Source organism: Hydrogenophaga sp. UC242_53, from assembly GCF_042696965.1.
Classification (GTDB): Bacteria; Pseudomonadota; Gammaproteobacteria; order Burkholderiales; family Burkholderiaceae_C; genus Hydrogenophaga.
The window spans coordinates 1095361-1112162 of record NZ_CP170552.1 but is presented as its reverse complement, the minus strand read 5'-3'; the positions used below and the strand labels follow the sequence as shown (position 1 = coordinate 1112162).

Genomic DNA, 16802 nt, shown 5'->3' with positions numbered 1-16802 from the left:
CAATGCGCGCATGCACACGACCCTGATCTCCGCACCCGAACTCCAGCAACTCATCGCCCGTGGCGCCCCGTTGCGCATCTTTGACTGCAGTTACGAGCTGATGAAGCCCGAGGCAGGCCTGGCCCAGTTCGAGGCCGAGCACCTCCCGGGCTCGGTGCACGTGCACCTGGAGCACCACCTGAGCGACAAGTCCGGCCCCGACCGCGCCAGCGGCGGGCGCCACCCGCTGCCCTCGCGCGCCACCTTCGCCGCCCGCCTGGGCCAGCTGGGCCTGGACAACAGCCAGCAGGTGGTGGTACTGGACCGCCAGGCCATCACCACCAGCGGTCGCCTGTGGTGGATGCTCAAGTGGTGCGGCCACGAGGCCGTGGCCGTGCTGGACGGCGGGCTGGCGGCCTGGAAGGCGGCCGGCGGTGCCGTGGAAAGCGGTCCCGCGAACCCTCCGAAGCCAGCGGTCTTCGAACTGCGCGAGCCGCTGGTGCAGACCGTGAGCACGGCGGACATCGCCGGCGCGCTCGGGCGCCCCGCCATGACCCTGATCGACGCCCGCGCAGGTGCGCGCTTTCGCGGCGAGACCGAGCCGCTGGATCCGGTGGCCGGCCACATCCCCGGCGCGCTCAACCGCCCTTTCGGTGACAACGCGGCGCCGGACGGTCGCTTCAAGCCCGCGGCCGAACTGCGTGCCGAGTTCGACCGCCTGCTCGCCGGCCGCGACCCCGCCACCGTGGTGCACCACTGCGGCAGCGGCGTGAGCGCCGTGCCCAACCTGCTGGCCATGGAAATCGCCGGCCTGGGCCGCGCGAAGCTCTACCCGGGCAGCTGGAGCGAGTGGTGCAACACGCCGGGCCTGCCCACGGCGCAGGGCTGACAGCGGGCGCCTGCCGACCGACCCCCATGCCTCCGACCTCCTCCCGCCTTCTGGAACCGACGGACCAGACCCCTGCGCCGGACGGCCAGCGCAAGCGGGTGCTGGAGCTGCTGGCGCTGTTGACCGGCATCGCCGCGCTGATCGTGCTGGTGATCGACCTGATGTTCGCCAGCCCGGGGCAGCGCGAAGCCTGGATCGCGGCCTGCCTGGTTCTGGTGTCGGGTGTGGCCTATGCCCTGGTGCGCTGGGACCGCATGCACTACGTGGCCCCCCTGATCGTGATGGGCACACTGGCCACGGCCGTGCTCTCGGTGGTCACCTACGGCTCGGTGCGCACGGCGGTGGGCTTCCTGTTCGTCGCGGCGGTGGCCGGCGCGGGCACCTTCCTCGGGCGCACCGCGCTCATTGCCACGGTCGCGGCGAGCGTGGGCGCGCTCGGTGTGCTGACGCTGGCCGAGGTCAATGGCTGGTTCAGCGCGACGCCCTATTTCGAAGTCGGCCTGCGCGTGTGGATCACGCACTCGGCCACCGTGATCGTGGTGGGCGTGATGGTCTATCACAGCGGGCGCCAGTTGCGCGAGGCGTTCGACCGGCAGAAGGCCGAGCTGGAGCTGCGCAAGAAAACCGAGCACCAGCGCGACCTCAACCTGGAGCGTTTCGCCCGCATCTTCCGCACCAGTCCCAGCCCCATGATCGCGCAGTCGGCCCGTTCCGGGATGATCCTGGACGTCAACCCCGCTTTCGAGCGCTGCTACGGCTACACCCGCGACCAGGCCCTGGGCCGACCCGACAGCTTCCTGTGGGCGGATCCCGAACAGCGGGAGACGTACCTGGCCACCCTGTTCGCCGCGCGGCGCGCCGAACAGTACCCCGCGCGCGGCCAGCGCGCGGACGGCAGCACCTTCGAAGGCCTGGTCTCCAGCGAGATGGGCGACGACCGCGAAGACAAGCTGGTCATCACCACCATCAGCGATGTGAGCGCCCAGAACGAGGTCATGGAGCGGCTGCGCCGCTCCGAGGAGCGCTTCGCCAAGGCCTTCCATTTCAGCCCGCTGAACATGACGATCTCGCGCCTCTCGGACGGCGCCATCATCGAGGTCAACCGCGCGCAGGACCGCGCGCAGGGCCTGCTGCCGGAAGAGATCAGGGGCAAGACCTCGGTGGAGATCGGCGCCTGGCTGACCCCCAAGGACCGGGAAGCCTTCGTGGAACAGCTGCTGTGCGAAGGCCACATCGACGGCTACGAAACCCGCATGCGCCACAAGGACGGCTCGCTGGTGGACACCCGGATCTGGGCCGAGCTGCTGGACATCGACGGCGAGCCCTGCATCCTGGCCTGCACCGTCAGCATCACCGCCGAGAAGGAGCGCGAGGCGCTGCTGCTCAACGTGGCGCGCGGCGTGGCCGCCGAGACCGGCGAAGCCTTCTTCAGCGCGCTCACGCGCCACCTCTGCGAGGCCATCGGCTCGGACATGGTGGTGGTGGGCGAATGCCGCGACGACGGCCGCGTGCGCAGCCTGGCGATCCGCCAGGACGGGCAGGCCCGGCCCAACTTCACCTTCTCCATCGAAGGCACGCCCTGCGCGCGCTCCCTGCTCCAGCAGGACATGCTCATCTGCACGGACGGCCTGGCGCAGCAGTTCCCCCAGGCCACCAGCCTCATCGAGTCGGGCTGCCAGGCCTACCTGGGCAAGGCCCTGCGCGATGCCGACGGCACCGCCATCGGCGTGATCTTCGCGCTCTGGCGCCAGCCGGTGGAACTGCGCCCGGACACGCAGGCCCTGATCGCCATCTTCGCCGGCCGGGCCAATTCGGAGCTGGTGCGCCTGCGCCGCGATCGCGAGATCCAGCGCCTCAACGAGACGCTGGAGCACCGCGTGCGCGAGCGCACCGCCGACCTGCAGCAGCTCAACGCCGAGCTCGATTCGTTCGCGTACTCCGTGTCGCACGACCTCAAGTCACCGCTGCGCGCGATCGACGGCTTCACCCGCCTGCTGGAGGAGGAGGTGGGGCCGCGCCTGAGCGCCGACGAGCGCCAGCTGCTCGACCGGGTGCTCAGTTCCACCCAGCGCATGGGCTCCTTGATCGACGACCTGCTGGCCCTGGCGCGCGTGAGCCAGGGCGTGCTGGCGCAGCAGACCGTGGACCTCAGCGCCATGGTGCAAGGCATCCTGGCGCAGGAGCAGCTCAAGCAACCCGAGCGTGTGATCGAGCAGCGCATCACGCCCGATCTGCGCGCGCATTGCGACCCCCGCCTGGCGCGCATCGTGCTGGAAAACCTGCTGGCCAACGCGCTCAAGTACAGCCGCACGAAAGACCGCTCGGTGATCGAGTGGGGCCTGCTGCCACCGGTGGGTGGCGAACCCCGGATGTTCTATGTGCGGGACAACGGCGTGGGCTTCGACATGGCCTATGCCGACAAGCTGTTCAAGCCTTTCCAGCGCCTGCACATGCCCAGCGAGTTCGAAGGCACGGGCATCGGCCTGGCCACGGTGCGGCGCATCATCGAGCGCCATGGCGGCCACATCACCGGCGAAGGGCAACCGGGTGCAGGAGCGCGCTTCTGCTTCTCGTTCGGGGACAGCGTCGCCGGCTAAAGCCGGCCAGTCTGTCTAGTGCGCCAAGCCGCTCACCACGGTCACCAGCGCGATCCCCACCAGCAACCACGCGATCTGCGCCACCGTGGCCGGCAGGCTCAGCCGCTTCTGCAGTTGCGGGATCAGGTCGGCCAGGGCCACGTAGACGAAGCTGCTGGACGCAGCGACCAGGAAATACGGCAGATAGTCCTGCAGCTGCGTGAGCAGGAAATAACCCAGCAGGCCGCCCAGCGCGGTGACCGTGCCCGCCAGCGAGACCTTGACCAGCGCGGCGCGCGAGTTGCGCGAGGTGTGGCGCAGCACCACCAGATCGCCCATGTGGTGCGGCACCTCGTGGGCCAGCACCGCCAGCGCGGCCACCACGCCCAGGCGCATGTCGGCCATGAAGGCCGAGGCGATCAGGATGCCGTCGCCGAAGGCGTGCACGCTGTCGCCGGCCAGCACCGTCCACCCGCCCGAGCGCGGCCCGTGGTCGTGACCGTGGTGGTGATGGCTGTGGCCAGGGTGGTGCGCGTGGTGGTCCTGAGGTTCGTGGTCGAGCAGGGCTTCCTCTTCCTGGCTGTGCTCGTGCCCGTGGTGCCACAGCTCGGCCTTGTCGAGCAGGAAGAAGAACACCAGACCGCCCAGCAGCATCGCGAACAGCTCGTGCGCGCCGGCCTCGCTCTCGAAGGCCTCGGGCAGCAGGTGCATGAAGGCCGTGGCCGATCAGCGCCCCCGCCGCCAGGCTGAGCATGTGCTGGGTGTAGCGCGCCAGCATGGCGTGCTCAGCAGGGCCGCCAGCCAGACGCTGCCCACGCCCGCTGCGACGGTGCCGATGAGGATTGCCAACAGGGTCATTTGCTTGTCACCACGAAAAAAGGCCGCCCCAGGGCGGCCTTCGTTGAACGGAGGGTGGCCCGATCAGGCCACGCCGTGCTGCTTGAACCAGGCCAGCGCCCGCTTCCACCCGTCTTCCGCCGCTTCCTTGCGGAAACTCGGCCGGTAGTCGGCGTGAAAGGCGTGCGGTGCGTCCGGATACACCACGAAGGTCGATGCCTTGGCCGCCGCGTTGCCGGCCGCCAGGGCGGCTTTCATCTTATCAACCGTGTCAAGGGGGATGCCGGTGTCCGCGCCGCCGTACAGGCCCAGCACGGGGCCATTGAGCCTGGCCGCCACGTCCACGGGCTGTTTCGGGTTGAGCGGGGTCGCATCGCCCACCAGGCGGCCGTACCAGGCCACGCCGGCCTTCACGGCCGGGTTGTGCGCGGTGTACAGCCAGACCTGGCGCCCACCCCAGCAGAAACCGGTGATGCCCACCTTGCCCGCGTCTCCGCCATTGGCGGCGGCCCACTTCACGGTGGCATCCAGGTCGCCCAGCACCTGCGCATCGGGCACCTTGGAGATCACTTCCGAGATGAGCTTGGCCATTTCGCCATAGCCCTGGGCATCGCCCTGGCGCACGAACAGCTCGGGCGCGATGGCCAGGTAACCGGCCCGGGCGAAGCGGTTGGCGGTGTCGGCGATGTACTCGTGCACGCCAAAGATCTCGGACAGCACCAGCACCACCGGCAGGCCGGTCTTGCCGGCCGGCGCGGCGCGGTAGGCGGGCATCTTGAAGCCGTTGACGTCGATCGTCACCTCGCCCACGGTCAGGCCATCGGTGGGCGTCTTGATCGCCGTCTGCGCCATCAGGGGCAGCGCGGAGGCCGCATAGCCCACGCCGAGCGCGGCTTTCAGGGCGGTCCGGCGGGTGGCACCGTGTTCGGTGGACTGGCCGGGCAGCAAGGCGTCGAGGTCCTGCACGTGTTGTTCTTCGAGCATCGTCGTGTCTCCTTCTTCGGGGGTTGAAAAACTACCTGACTTCGGGGCGCGCCCGAAGTTCAACCGGCGTGAGCGCTCAATGGGCCTTGTCCCAGTTGGGGCCGACGCCGACCTCGGCCAGCAACGGTACTTTCAGCGCGGCCACGCCGGCCATCAGGTGCGGGATCTCGGTCTTCAACCAGTCGACCTCGCCCTCGGGCACCTCGAACACCAGTTCGTCGTGCACCTGCATGATCATCTTCGTGCCCCGGCGCTGTTCGTCCAGCGCCTTCTGCACCGCGACCATGCTGAGCTTGATCAGGTCGGCCGCCGTGCCCTGCATGGGGGCGTTGATGGCCTGCCGCTCCAGCGCCGACAGCTTCGCGCCCTTGGCGTTCTTGATGTCGGGCAGCACCAGGCGCCGGCCGAACACCGTCTCGATGTAACCCACGTCCTTGGCCCGCTGGCGCGTTTCGTCCATGTAGCGCCGCACCCCCTCGAAGCGCTCGAAGTAGCGCGTGATGTAGTTCTTGGCCGCCGTGTTGTCGATGCCCAAGGCCTTGGCGCAGACCGAACGAGCCCATGCCATAGATCAAGCCGAAGTTGATCACCTTGGCGTAGCGGCGCTGCTCGCTGCTGACCTGCGCCGTCTCCACGCCGAATACCTCGGCGGCGGTCGCGCGGTGCACGTCCAGCCCTTCGTGGAAGGCGCGCAGCAGGGCTTCGTCGCCGCTGATGTGGGCCATGATGCGCAGCTCGATCTGCGAGTAGTCGGCGCTGGCGATCACGCTGCCCGCGGGCGCCACGAAAGCCTCGCGCACGCGCCGGCCTTCGGGCGTGCGGATCGGGATGTTCTGCAGGTTGGGGTCGTTGCTGGAGAGCCGCCCGGTCACCGCCACGGCCTGGGCATAGTGCGTGTGCACGCGCCCGGTGCGCGGCAGCGCCATCTGGGCCAGCTTGTCGGTGTAGGTGCCCTTGAGCTTGGACAGGCTGCGGTGCTCCAGGATCTTGGCCGGCAGCGGGTAGTCTTCGGCGAGTTTCTCCAGCACCTCCTCGTCGGTGCTGCGCGCGCCGGTCGCGGTCTTCTTGATGACGGGCAGGCCGAGCTTGTCGAAGAAGATCTCGCCGAGCTGCTTGGGGCTGCCCAGGTTGAAGGGCTGGCCGGCGATGGCGTAGGCCTCCTGCTCCAGCGCCACGATGCGCTGGCCCAGCTCGTTGCTTTGCGCGGCCAGCGTGGGGGCATCGATCAGCACGCCGTTGCGCTCGATGCGGTACAGCGCCTCACTGCTGGCGATCTCGAGTTCGTAGATGAACCGGAGCTTTTCGTCCGCCTGCAGCTGCGGCCACAGCACCCGGTGCACGTCCAGCGTCTGGTCGCTGTCCTCGCACGAGTACTCGGCGGCCTTGGCCACGTCCACCTGCGCGAACGGGATCTGGTGCGCGCCCTTGCCGCACAGGTCTTCGTAGTTGATGCCCTGGCGGCCCAGGTGGCGCTCGGCCAGGCTGGCCAGGCCGTGCGGCTTGTGCACCTCCAGCACGTAGCTCTGCAGCATGGTGTCGTGCACATAGCCCCGCACCTCGATGCCGTGGTTGGCGAACACGTGGCGGTCGTACTTCACGTGCTGGCCGAGCTTGTGCTTCGCCGGGTCTTCCAGCCAGGGTTTGAGCTTGGCCAGCACCTCGTCGAACGGCAGCTGCTCGGGCGCGTCGGGCCCGGCGTGGCGCAGTGGAATGTAGGCGGCCTCGCCCGGCGTCACGCTGAAGCTGATGCCCACGATCTCGGCGCGCATCTCGTCGAGCGAGGTGGTCTCGGTGTCCAGCGCCACCAGTTCGGCCGCCAGCACGCGCTGCAGCCAGCTGTCGAACAGCGCCCAGGTGAGGATGGTGTCGTAGCGCAGGTTGGTGGTGCGCTCGGCGCTGCCGCTCAGGTCGGGTTCGTCGAACAGGCCGGGCGAGCCCTCGTCCGCCGGGCCTTTGGCCTTGGCCTTCGCCTGGCTCTTTTCGATCAGCTCCGGTGGCACGTCGTGCTGCGACAGCGACTTGACCAGACCCTTGAAGCCGTAGGTCTCGCCGAATGCCTTGAGTGCCTCGCTGTCCTGCCCGTTGATCGTGATGGCCTCCAGCGAGGGCAGGCCCTCGATGTGGTCCTTCAGATCGCAATCGGTCTTGATGGTGAGCAGTTCCCGCCCCTTGGGCAGCCACTCGAGCGCGTTGCGCAGGTTCTCGCCCGCCGCGCCCTTGATCTCGCCCGCGCGCGCCACCAGCGCCTCCAGCGAGCCGTATTCCGTCAGCCATTTCACGGCGGTCTTGGGGCCGACCTTGGGCACGCCCGGCACGTTGTCCACCTGATCCCCCACCAGCGTCTGGTAGTCCAGCATCAGGCTGGGCGGCACGCCGAACTCCGCGGTCACGCCGGCCACGTCGCGCCGGCGGTCGTTCATGGTGTCGATCACGGTGATGTGCTCGTTGACCAGCTGGCTCAGGTCCTTGTCGCCGCTGGAGATGATGCAGTCGATGCCCTGCTGCGCGGCCACGTGGGCCAGCGTGCCGATCACGTCGTCGGCCTCCACGCCCGGCACGTCCAGCACTTTCCAGCCCAGCAGCTTCACCACCTCGTGGATCGGGGCGATCTGCGCGCGCAGGTCATCGGGCATGGGCGAGCGGTTGGCCTTGTACTCGGGGTACAGCGCGTCGCGGAAGGTCGGGCCCTTGGCGTCGAAAACGCAGGCGGCGTAGTCGGCGCGCACGTCCTTGCGCAGCTTCTGCATCATGTTGATCATGATGCGGATGGCGCCGGTTTTCAGGACCGTGCCATCGGGCAAGGTGGTGCTCATGGCCTCACCGCCGGCGAAGAACGCGCGGTACAGGTAGCTGGAGCCGTCGACCAGCAGCAGGGTCTTCTGGCCGGTGGGGGTGTCGGGGGTTTGGGCGTCGGGCATGGGGCGATTGTGGCGGAGATCGCGCCCCGCCCCGCCGGTCCGCGGCCCGTATCCGACGGTAACCGGCTTCCCCCTGCCGGCAGCGCACCCGGCCCGGCTTGCCTACAATGCCGCATGAACCCGATCCACCGCCATCCCCTTGCCGCCCTCGTGGCCGGCCTGTGCATTGCCCTGCCTGCCCTGGCCCAGGTGGCCCCGGCGGAAACCCCGCGCGAGCCCGCCTCGCCGCGCGACAACATCGAGCGCATCACGCACGAGGACAAACTCACCCGCATCGACGAGCTGCGCGTGGGCGGCCAGACGCAGAGCATCGAGGTGCAGCCCAAGAACGGCGCCCCGGCCTACCAGATCCAGCCCGACAACGGCCAGACCGGCGCGGGCGACAGCGGCAAGCGCACCGGCAGCGCCGGGCGCAGCAGCTGGCGCATCCTGAATTTCTGAGCGTTCCCGCCACATGGCCGTTTACACCGAAGTCGCGTTCGACGAAGCCGCTGCCCTCCTGCACACCCTCCAACTGGGCGACCTCACGGACCTCAAGGGCATCCAGGGTGGCATTGAAAACACCAACTATTTCGTGACCAGCGAGCGCGACGGCGCCACGCTGGAGCATGTGCTCACCGTGTTCGAGCGCCTGGGCTTCGAGCAGTTGCCGTTCTACCTGCACCTCATGAAGTTCCTCGCCGAGCGGGGCATTCCGGTGCCCGCACCGGCGGCCAACGCCCAGGGCGAGATCCTGCTCAAGGTGCAGGGCAAGCCGGCCGCCGTGGTGGCCAGGCTGCGCGGCAAGAGCGATCTGGCCCCCGGCGTGGCGCAATGCGAGGCGGTGGGCGCCATGCTCGCGCGCATGCACCTGGCCGGGCGCGAGTTCTCCATGAGCCAGCCCAACCTGCGTGGCCTGCCCTGGTGGAACGAGACGGCGCCGGTGGTGCTGCCCTTCCTCACCCCCAGCCAGGCCGATCTGCTGCGCTCGGAACTGGCCTACCAGAACCACGTGGCCCAGGGCCCCGCCTACGCGGCCCTGCCGCGCGGCCCGGTGCACGCCGACCTGTTCCGCGACAACGCCCTGTTCGAGGACGGTGTGCTCACCGGCATCTTCGACTTCTATTTCGCCGGCTGCGACACCTTCCTGTTCGACATCGCCGTCTGCCTCAACGACTGGTGCGTGCTGCACGACGAGGACCACGACGGCTCGCTGGACACGCCGCGCTCGCTCGCCCTGCTCGCGGCCTACCAGGCGGTGCGCCCCCTCACGGCGGCCGAGCGCAGCCTGCTGCCCGCGCTGCTGCGCGCGGGCGCCCTGCGCTTCTGGATCTCCCGCCTGTGGGACCTGCACCTGCCGCGCGAAGCGGCGCTGCTGCAGCCCCACGACCCCGGCCACTTCGAGCGCGTGCTGCGCGCCCGGGTGCGCGACACCCCCGCCCTGGCGGCCCTGGTGCGCGACGACGCGCTGCAGTCCGCCTGAGCCCGCCCCCTGCATGAAACTCCACATCGTTCCCGCCCGCACCGGCTTCCAATGGGTCAAGCTCGGAGCGCAGACCTTCTTCCGCCAGCCTCTGGCGATGGCGGGCCTGTTCTTCATGTTCATGGCCACGGTCTCGGTGCTGTCGCTGGTGCCGGTCATCGGCACCCTGCTCTCGCTCGCGCTGGTGCCGGCGGCCACGCTGGGCCTCATGGCCGCCAGCCGCGAGGCCCAGCAGGGCCGCTTCCCGATGCCGACCACCATGGTGACGGCCTTTCGCGCCGGGCCGGCGAACACCCGGTCCATGCTCATCCTGGGCGCGATGTACGCCGCCGCCCTGATGCTGGTGTTCGGCGTGGGCGCGCTGTTCGCGCCCGACGTGGCGCCGGCGGTGGAGTTGCCCGATGGCGAGGTCACGCCCGAACGGGTGCGCGCCATGTTCAACAACCCGGGCCTGTGGGCCGCGCTGGTGCTGTACGTGCCGGTGGTCATGGCCTTCTGGCACGCGCCCGCGCTGGTGCACTGGCACAAGGTGACGCCGCTCAAGAGCCTGTTCTTCAGCCTGATGGCCTGCTGGGCCAACAAGGGCGCCATGCTGCTCTACGGCCTGGGCTGGATGGCCGTGATCATGATGGCCGGCGTGGTGATGAACCTGCTGGCCGTGCTGCTGGGCGGCACCGCCCTGCTCAACCTGGTGATCTACCCCATGGTGCTGCTGCTGGCGGCCATGTTCCACACCTCGATCTGGTTCACCGTGCGCGACAGCTTCGTCACCGAGGAAGGGCCTGCGGCCTGAGGGCGCGCAGGCTCAGCAGGCCTTCGCAGGCCAGCAGCCCGATCGCGGCCCAGATGCTGCCGTAGGTGAGCCACTGGCTCTGCGCGATGCGCTCGCCCAGCAGCAGCGACACCACCACCAGCAGCGCCGGCTCCACATAGCTCAGCAGGCCGAACAGGCCCAGCTTGAGGCGCTGGTTGGCCGTGATCATGAAGGCCAGCGCCACCGCGCTGAGCACGCCCAGCACGAGGATGCCCAGCACCGGGTGCCGCAGCGCGCCTGCGCCCTCGGGCAGCGGCGCGGCGATGAACCACAGCCCCACCGGCAGGCTCAGCACCATGTCGAACCACATGCCGCCCAGGTGGTTGGTGCGCAGCACGCGCCGCAGCGCGAAATAGCAGGGGTAGCCCAGCGCCACCACGAAGGCCGGCCAGGACACCCGGGGCGCGTACAGCAGCTCGTTCACCACCCCCAGCGCGGCCAGCGCGCAGGCCACCAGCTGCCAGCGCGTGATGCGCTCGCCGAAACACACGCGACCGGTGAGCACCAGGGTCAGCGGCAGCAGGAAATAGCCCAGCGACACGTCCAGCCCATGGCCGTTGATGGGCGCCCACATGAACAGCCACAGCTGCACGCCCAGCAGCGCGGACGACAGCAGCATCGCCAGCCAGAGCACCGGGCGCTCGCGCAGGCGTTGCCAGAGCTCGGTGATCTCCGCGCCTCGCCGCGACAGCAGGATGAAGGCGCCCAGGAAAGGCGCGGTCAGCAGGATGCGCCAACCATAGATGCCGGCACCCCCCAGCGGCGCGAGCAGCGTGGCGTGGAAGTACATCAACGCGAACAGGACCGAGGCGGTGAGGGAGTAGGCGACGCCGGATGCCGTGTCGGCGGGACTGGAGGAGGAGGTCATCGGGACAAAGCGGTATCGGCTGGAACACGAAATGCTATTTCCATTCAGCGCATTCAGATTCGATAATTCGCGCCTTCAACGCAACGTTATTGCAAGCTGGACGCACCGCCATGACCGCCCCCGCCCCGCTGGACGCCTTCGACCGCCAACTCATCGCCCTGCTTCAGGAAGACTGCCGGATGCCGCAGGCCGAACTGGGCGCGCGCGTGCACCTGTCCGCCGCCGCGGTGAACCGCCGCATCAAGCGCCTGACCGAGCAGGGCGTGATCGAACGTTTTGCCGCGCAGGTGCGGCCCGAGGCCCTGGGCTACCCGCTCACCATCGTGGTGGAGGTGCAGGTGGAGAACGAGCGCATGGACCTGCTGGACGCCATGAAGCAGGCCTTCCTGCGCTGCCCCTTCATCCAGCAGTGTTACTACGTCGCCGGTGAATGCGATTTCGTGCTGATCTTCGCGGTGCGCGACATGGGCCACTACACCGAGCTCACGCGAGAGCTGTTCTTCGAGAACCACAACGTGAAGCGCTTCAAGACCCTGGTCACCATGGGCCGGCTCAAGACCGGCACGCAGATGCCGGTCGACGGGGCCTGAGCCATGCCCCCCCACAACCTCCAACGCCCCCGGGAGACGCTGCCGGACGCCCTGCGCGCCCTCGCCCTGATCTCGGTGCTGGTGGTCAACGCCATCGGCTACGCCTCCGCGCCCTGGGGGCCGACCCTGGGCTTTCGCACCCCGCCCGACAGCGCCTGGGCCTCGGTGACCCAGGGCCTCGTGGCCGCCCTGCTGCACGGCAAGGGCTACACCACGCTGGCCTTCGTCTTCGGCATGGCGCTCTGGCTCGCCGCCCGAGGCCGCCCCAGGGCCGAAGCGCTGCAGCGCGGCCAGCGGCGCCAGCGCCGCCTGCTGCAGCTGGGCATCTTCCACGGCGCGTTCCTCTACTTCGGCGACATCCTCACGCTCTACGCCCTGGTCGGCCTGCCGTTGCTGCGCCGCCTGCACCTGCCCTGGGGCGCGTTCCGCCGCCACCTCTGGCGCGCACTGGGCTGGGCGGTGCTGGCCAAGCTGGTGTTGCTGGGGTTCATCCTGGTGGCCGCCGACAGCCCGGCCCGGGCAGACACGCCCTCGCTCTCGACCGTCCAGGGCGCCTGGGCCTTCTTCCAGCTCAACGCCGGCTTCTACGCGGTGATCCAGATCGTGGCCCTGATCGTCGGCGGGCCGGTGATGTACCTGTGCATGGTGGGCGGGGTGGCCGCGGCGCGCCTGCGGCTGCTGACCCACCGCCGATGGCGGCCGCTGTGGCGGCGCGGGCTGCGGCTGGCCGGCCCGCCCTTGCTCGTGCTGAGCATCGCCTATGGCTGGGCCTGGGCGGCGCACGACGCGGCGACGGACATCAACCCCTGGATCGAGGCGCTCGGCGACCTGATCGCGCTGCCCGTGGCCGCTTGCTACCTCGCGGTCGTGGTCCTGGCGTCCGATGGGGGCCGGGCGCGCTGGTGCGGGTGGCTCGCCCCGCTCGGGCAGCGCACCCTCACGCTGTATGTGGGCCACAGCGCCCTTTGCCTGGTGCTGCTCTCGGGCGCGGGCTGGGCGCTGGCGCCCACGACGCTGCAGACCGTGCTGGGCTGCCTGGGCCTGTGGCTGCTGGCCCTGGCGGCGGCCCGGCTCAGCGGCCGCCGGCGATGGCCGCTGGAGGCGTGGCTGGCTCACCGCTGACGCACAAAAAAGCCCGGCAGAGCCGGGCTTTTTTCTTCAGTCGCCCGAAGGCGTCAGAGGCCGATCACGCCGCCGTCGGTGCGGGTGATGACGATGGTGGCCGAACGCGGGCGGCCCAGCGGGCCGTAAGGCGCGCTGGGCGAGTTGCCCGGCCACTGGCTCTGGAAAGCGAACGGACCGGCGCCCAGCGCGGGCGTGTTCTCGCCCGGGTGCTGGATGTTCACGAAGATCGCGCGGCCGTCGGCCGACTCGGTGATGCCCGTGACTTCCGCGCCCTTGGGCGAGACCATGAAGCGGCGCAGCTTGGCCTCCCCCAGCGCGGCGCCGATGAAGGTGTTCTGCGTGCCGTTGACACCGCCCAGGCTGTTGTTCACCGTGATCGCACTGCCATCGCCCACCGCGCCCGGAATCGCGGCCAGCAGCATGCAGTTGCTCTGGTCGGTGTAGGCGCCGTCGTCGGTCTGGATCCAGCAGATGCCGGTGGCCTTGCTGAACCACAGGCCGTCGGGCGACGAGAAGTCGTTCTTCGCGGTCAGGCCCGAGAGGTTGATGTTCGCGCCCGCATCGGCTTCCGCGCCGAACAGGAAGATGTCCCACTTGAAGGAGGTGGCCGAGGACGCGCCGGCGGTTTCCTTGAAGCGCACGATGTGGCCGTTGGGGTTGCCGGTCTGTGCGCGACCGTCGTTGTCGGCGTACGAACGCGGGTTGGCGCCGTTGGTGCCGGTCACCGGACGGCTGGCCGCGTTGCTGTTGGTCATGGTGAAGTAGATCTCGCCATTGGCCGGGTTCACCGCGCCCCACTCCGGGCGGTCCATCTTGGTGGCGCCGACGGCGTCGGCGGCGTGGCGCGCGTTGATCAGCACGTCGGCCTGGTTGGCGAAGACGTAGGTGGCGTAGCCGCTGATCAGCGGGTTGGCGATGTTGAGCTCGATCCACTCGCCGCTGCCGTTGTCGTTGAACTTCGCGACGTACAGCTTGCCTTCGTTGAGGTAGCGGTCACCGGCGGCCATGCCACCGCCCACGTCGGAAGCGCGCCACACGGCGGCGGAGACGAACTTGTAGATGTACTCGTTGCGCGAATCGCAACCCATGTAGAAGGCCAGCGGCTGGCCGACCACCGGAATGCCACAGACCGCGGCCTCGTGCGCGAAGCGGCCCAGGGCCACGCGTTTGGCGGGCGTGCCGCTGGTCAGCGGGTCGATCTCGACGATGTAGCCGAAGGTGTTGGGCTCGTTGCGGAAGTCCTGCGCGGCGGTGGCGCCGGGTGCCGACACGTCCCAGCGGCCGAAGCGGTTGTCGGTGGCGGCCGTGGCGGTGTTGGACCAGCCTTGCGAGCCGGCGGTGGCGCCGGCATTGGGCGCGCGCATCACGCCATAACGCAGGCGCGAGGCCTTGGTCTTGGCGTCCACGTCCACCGAACCACCGGGCATGAAGAAATAGGCAGCCCAGTTTTCTTCGCAAGCCAGGTAGGTGCCCCAGGGCGTCTTGCCGTGGCCGCAGTTGTTCAGCGTGCCGCGCGAGGTGGCGCCGGTGGTGTCGTAGGCCGTCACCATGAAGCTCTTGATGGCCGCCAGGTGCGCGGCCGGGCCGTCGATGCGCATGAGCGACTGGCCGGTGACGCGGCGGTTGTAGAGCGAGTCCAGCTTGTATTCCCACTGGCCAGCGCCGTTCTTGCCCACTTCCACCACCGACACGCCGTGGTGGTTGATTTCCTTGAGCACTTCCAGCTCGGGCCGCACGCCCAGGTCCCAGCTGTCGAACTGGCTGAACTTCTTGCCCGCCACGCCGCCCGAGGTCTGGCCGCTGGGGTGGAAGAAGTGCGCATCGGCCGAGCTCTCGTGGTTCATCACGAGCAGCGCGCGCGTGGTCTCTGTGGCCGAGTAGTTGCCGCTGCCGTTGACGTAGAACAGGTCCATGCCGTCGTGGTGGTCGCCCACGCGCATGGTCCATTCGTCGGTCTCGGTACCGAGGTTGGTGTAAGCCGGGATGCTGGAGACCAGGCGGTCACCGGTGGCGTGCACCACCTTGTAGGTGTAGCCGGCGGGCAGGATCACGTCGTCGAGCAGGCTCTTGTCGATGGCCGTGAAGCCCAGGCCCGGGGCCGGAGCGGGTGCGGGGGCCGGAGCGGGCGCATCGCTGCCGCCACCACACGCGGCCAGGAAGGGAATGGACGAGACGGCGGCCAGGCCCACGCCACCGCGGATCAGGTTGCGGCGGGACAGCGTGGCGCGTTCCAGCACCTGCTGGAAGTGTTCGTTCGGGGAGTCGTTGAGGTTTTCTTCGGGATCGTGGTGGGACATGGTCGCTCCGGGGTTACAAAAAAATGCATCCGCAGTGTGTGTGTCCCACATGACCCTTCCGTGACTGTCGCAATGACCGAGCAACGCGCTTCGGCAAACGCGTTGTCATCAAGCCTTCACACGGCGGGCAAGGTGTGGCGACGCGCGGCGACCACCGGGCTCGCCGGCGTGCCCAGCGTCTGCAGGAACAGCGCCTCCACCTGCAGCGCGATCTGCTGCCAGTCGAGCTGCGCCACCTGGGCGCACGCGAGCGTGCTGGCCTGCGCCAGGCGCGCGGGATCGCGCGCCAGGCCGGCGGCCAGGGCCGGGTAGGCCTCGTCGTCGCCCAGCGGCACCAGCCAGCCGTTGGCCTCGTGCCGCACCCAGTCGGCCGCGGCCGCGGTGTCGAAGGCCAGCACGGGCAGCCCGCTGGCCAGGGCCTCGATGGTCACGTTGCCGAAGGTCTCGGTGACGCTGGGGAACAGGAAGAGATCGGCCGAGGCGTAGTACGTTGCGCAGTTCCTCGTGCCGCCGCATGCCCGCGAACACCGCCTGCGGACAGCGCTGGCGCAGGCTCTCGCGCAAAGGCCCGTCGCCCACGAAGACCAGCTTCACATCGGGGTGGGCCGCCTGCATCGCCTCGAAGGCGCGCAGCACCATGTCCAGGTTCTTCTCGGCGGCCAGGCGCCCCACGACCAGCAGCACCAGGCTGTTGGCGGTGGCGCCCCATTGCGCGCGCAACGCCTCGCTGCGGCGGTCGGGCCGGAACAGCTGCGTGTCCACGCCGCGCGCGACCACCTGCACGTTGTTGAAGCCCCCTGCCATGAGTTCGGCGCGCAGCGCCTGGGTGGGCACCATGGTGAGCCGCGTGAGGTTGTGGAACTTGCGCAGATAGGCCACGATGGGCTTGCGCAGCCAGCCCACGCCGTAGTGCTGGCTGTAGGCATGGAAGTTGGTGCGGAAGTCGGACGTGACCGGCAGGCGCAGGCGGCGCGCGGCCTGCAGCGCCGACCAGCCCAGCGGCCCTTCGGTGGCGATGTGCACCAGGTCGGGCCGCTTGAGCGTCCAGGCCTGGATCAGCGCGCGCTTGCCCGGCAGGCCGAGCTTGAGCTCGGGGTAACGCGGGATCGGCATGCCGCGCATCAGCAATTCCTCGAAACCGGTGTGCTGCAGCGCCTCGTCCGCCCGCGTCTGGCGCGGCCGGATCAGCTGCACCTGGTGGTTGCGCGCGCACAGGCCCTGCACCAGCTTCGAGAGCGTGAGCGAGACGCCATTGATTTCGGGCGGCCAGGTCTCGGTCACCACCGACAGGCGCATCGAGGGGCTGCTGGCCGGGTATTCCTCCACCAGGATCTGATCTAAGTGCACTTCGGTCATGCGGCCATCTTCCCGGGGCATTGCAACAGTCTGATGACAGCGCGCGGCTGTCACCGGGTTTTCACACGCGCGAACCAACATGACAGGCGTTTGACGCCACCCCTAGC

Annotated in this window: 11 protein-coding genes and 3 pseudogenes; 7 read left to right on the top strand and 7 right to left on the bottom strand. The window is 69.2% G+C overall.

Translation table 11 applies throughout. The features are described 5' to 3' along the window. Positions 1–10: 10 nt before the first annotated feature. Both ACFJI0_RS05750 and ACFJI0_RS05745 read left to right on the top strand, forming a co-directional pair. On the top strand, positions 11–868 hold the full coding sequence (locus tag ACFJI0_RS05750; RefSeq protein ID WP_382323743.1) for a sulfurtransferase: 858 nt from the start codon (positions 11–13) through the stop codon (positions 866–868). A gap of 26 nt (positions 869–894) precedes the next feature. Continuing rightward, entirely contained in the window at positions 895–3465 is a 2571-nt protein-coding gene (locus ACFJI0_RS05745; protein ID WP_382323742.1) for a PAS domain S-box protein, read from the top strand. 15 nt (positions 3466–3480) lie between these two features. On the opposite strand, the pseudogene ACFJI0_RS05740 reads toward ACFJI0_RS05745, so the two are convergent. The 3 genes and pseudogenes from ACFJI0_RS05740 to polA form a co-directional block, all read right to left on the bottom strand. Then, positions 3481–4302 (bottom strand): annotated as a pseudogene (locus ACFJI0_RS05740) (ZIP family metal transporter). Between the two features lie 63 nt (positions 4303–4365). Beyond that, on the bottom strand, positions 4366–5265 hold the full coding sequence (locus ACFJI0_RS05735) for a dienelactone hydrolase family protein (RefSeq protein WP_382323741.1): 900 nt from the start codon (positions 5263–5265) through the stop codon (positions 4366–4368). A 76-nt stretch (positions 5266–5341) separates the two neighbouring features. Continuing rightward, a pseudogene (gene polA, locus ACFJI0_RS05730) lies at positions 5342–8183 on the bottom strand (DNA polymerase I). A gap of 114 nt (positions 8184–8297) precedes the next feature. Here polA and ACFJI0_RS05725 point away from each other — a divergent pair. The 3 genes from ACFJI0_RS05725 to ACFJI0_RS05715 are packed head-to-tail and all read left to right on the top strand — an operon-like array spanning position 8298 to position 10438. Next, positions 8298–8624 (top strand): hypothetical protein, encoded by a 327-nt coding sequence (locus tag ACFJI0_RS05725; protein WP_382159612.1) that lies wholly within the window; start codon positions 8298–8300, stop codon positions 8622–8624. A 13-nt stretch (positions 8625–8637) separates the two neighbouring features. Next, on the top strand, positions 8638–9645 hold the full coding sequence (locus tag ACFJI0_RS05720) for a homoserine kinase (RefSeq protein WP_382323740.1): 1008 nt from the start codon (positions 8638–8640) through the stop codon (positions 9643–9645). A 13-nt stretch (positions 9646–9658) separates the two neighbouring features. Further along, positions 9659–10438: a BPSS1780 family membrane protein gene (locus ACFJI0_RS05715; protein ID WP_382323739.1), complete on the top strand. Its 780-nt coding sequence runs from the start codon at positions 9659–9661 to the stop codon at positions 10436–10438. Here the strand turns inward: ACFJI0_RS05715 and rarD are convergent. After that, complete coding sequence (rarD, locus tag ACFJI0_RS05710; protein ID WP_382323738.1) at positions 10413–11327, bottom strand: EamA family transporter RarD; 915 nt, start codon at positions 11325–11327, stop codon at positions 10413–10415. The genes ACFJI0_RS05715 and rarD overlap by 26 nt on opposite strands. 110 nt (positions 11328–11437) lie before the next feature. On the opposite strand from rarD, the gene ACFJI0_RS05705 reads away from it, so the two are divergent. Next, positions 11438–11917 (top strand): Lrp/AsnC family transcriptional regulator, encoded by a 480-nt coding sequence (locus ACFJI0_RS05705; protein WP_382159624.1) that lies wholly within the window; start codon positions 11438–11440, stop codon positions 11915–11917. Positions 11918–11920: 3 nt separating this feature from the next. Then, positions 11921–13039, top strand: coding sequence for a DUF418 domain-containing protein (locus ACFJI0_RS05700; protein WP_382323737.1), 1119 nt, complete (start codon positions 11921–11923; stop codon positions 13037–13039). Between the two features lie 53 nt (positions 13040–13092). Here the strand turns inward: ACFJI0_RS05700 and ACFJI0_RS05695 are convergent, their stop codons facing one another. The 3 genes and pseudogenes from ACFJI0_RS05695 to ACFJI0_RS05685 form a co-directional block, all read right to left on the bottom strand. Further along, complete coding sequence (locus ACFJI0_RS05695; protein ID WP_382323736.1) at positions 13093–15339, bottom strand: PhoX family protein; 2247 nt, start codon at positions 15337–15339, stop codon at positions 13093–13095. A 116-nt stretch (positions 15340–15455) separates the two neighbouring features. After that, a complete protein-coding gene (locus ACFJI0_RS05690; RefSeq protein WP_382325533.1) occupies positions 15456–15803 on the bottom strand; it encodes a glycosyltransferase in 348 nt (115 codons plus the stop codon). Positions 15804–15915: 112 nt separating this feature from the next. Continuing rightward, positions 15916–16635: pseudogene (locus ACFJI0_RS05685) on the bottom strand (glycosyltransferase); the annotation flags it as partial. Positions 16636–16802 lie beyond the last annotated feature (167 nt).

Coding starts and splice junctions, on each gene's coding strand:
- ACFJI0_RS05750 (WP_382323743.1), top strand. CDS start 11: ATGCACACGACCCTGATCTCCGCACCCGAACTCCAGCAACTCATCGCC.
- ACFJI0_RS05745 (WP_382323742.1), top strand. CDS start 895: ATGCCTCCGACCTCCTCCCGCCTTCTGGAACCGACGGACCAGACCCCT.
- ACFJI0_RS05735 (WP_382323741.1), bottom strand. CDS start 5,265: ATGCTCGAAGAACAACACGTGCAGGACCTCGACGCCTTGCTGCCCGGC.
- ACFJI0_RS05725 (WP_382159612.1), top strand. CDS start 8,298: ATGAACCCGATCCACCGCCATCCCCTTGCCGCCCTCGTGGCCGGCCTG.
- ACFJI0_RS05720 (WP_382323740.1), top strand. CDS start 8,638: ATGGCCGTTTACACCGAAGTCGCGTTCGACGAAGCCGCTGCCCTCCTG.
- ACFJI0_RS05715 (WP_382323739.1), top strand. CDS start 9,659: ATGAAACTCCACATCGTTCCCGCCCGCACCGGCTTCCAATGGGTCAAG.
- rarD (WP_382323738.1), bottom strand. CDS start 11,327: ATGACCTCCTCCTCCAGTCCCGCCGACACGGCATCCGGCGTCGCCTAC.
- ACFJI0_RS05705 (WP_382159624.1), top strand. CDS start 11,438: ATGACCGCCCCCGCCCCGCTGGACGCCTTCGACCGCCAACTCATCGCC.
- ACFJI0_RS05700 (WP_382323737.1), top strand. CDS start 11,921: ATGCCCCCCCACAACCTCCAACGCCCCCGGGAGACGCTGCCGGACGCC.
- ACFJI0_RS05695 (WP_382323736.1), bottom strand. CDS start 15,339: ATGTCCCACCACGATCCCGAAGAAAACCTCAACGACTCCCCGAACGAA.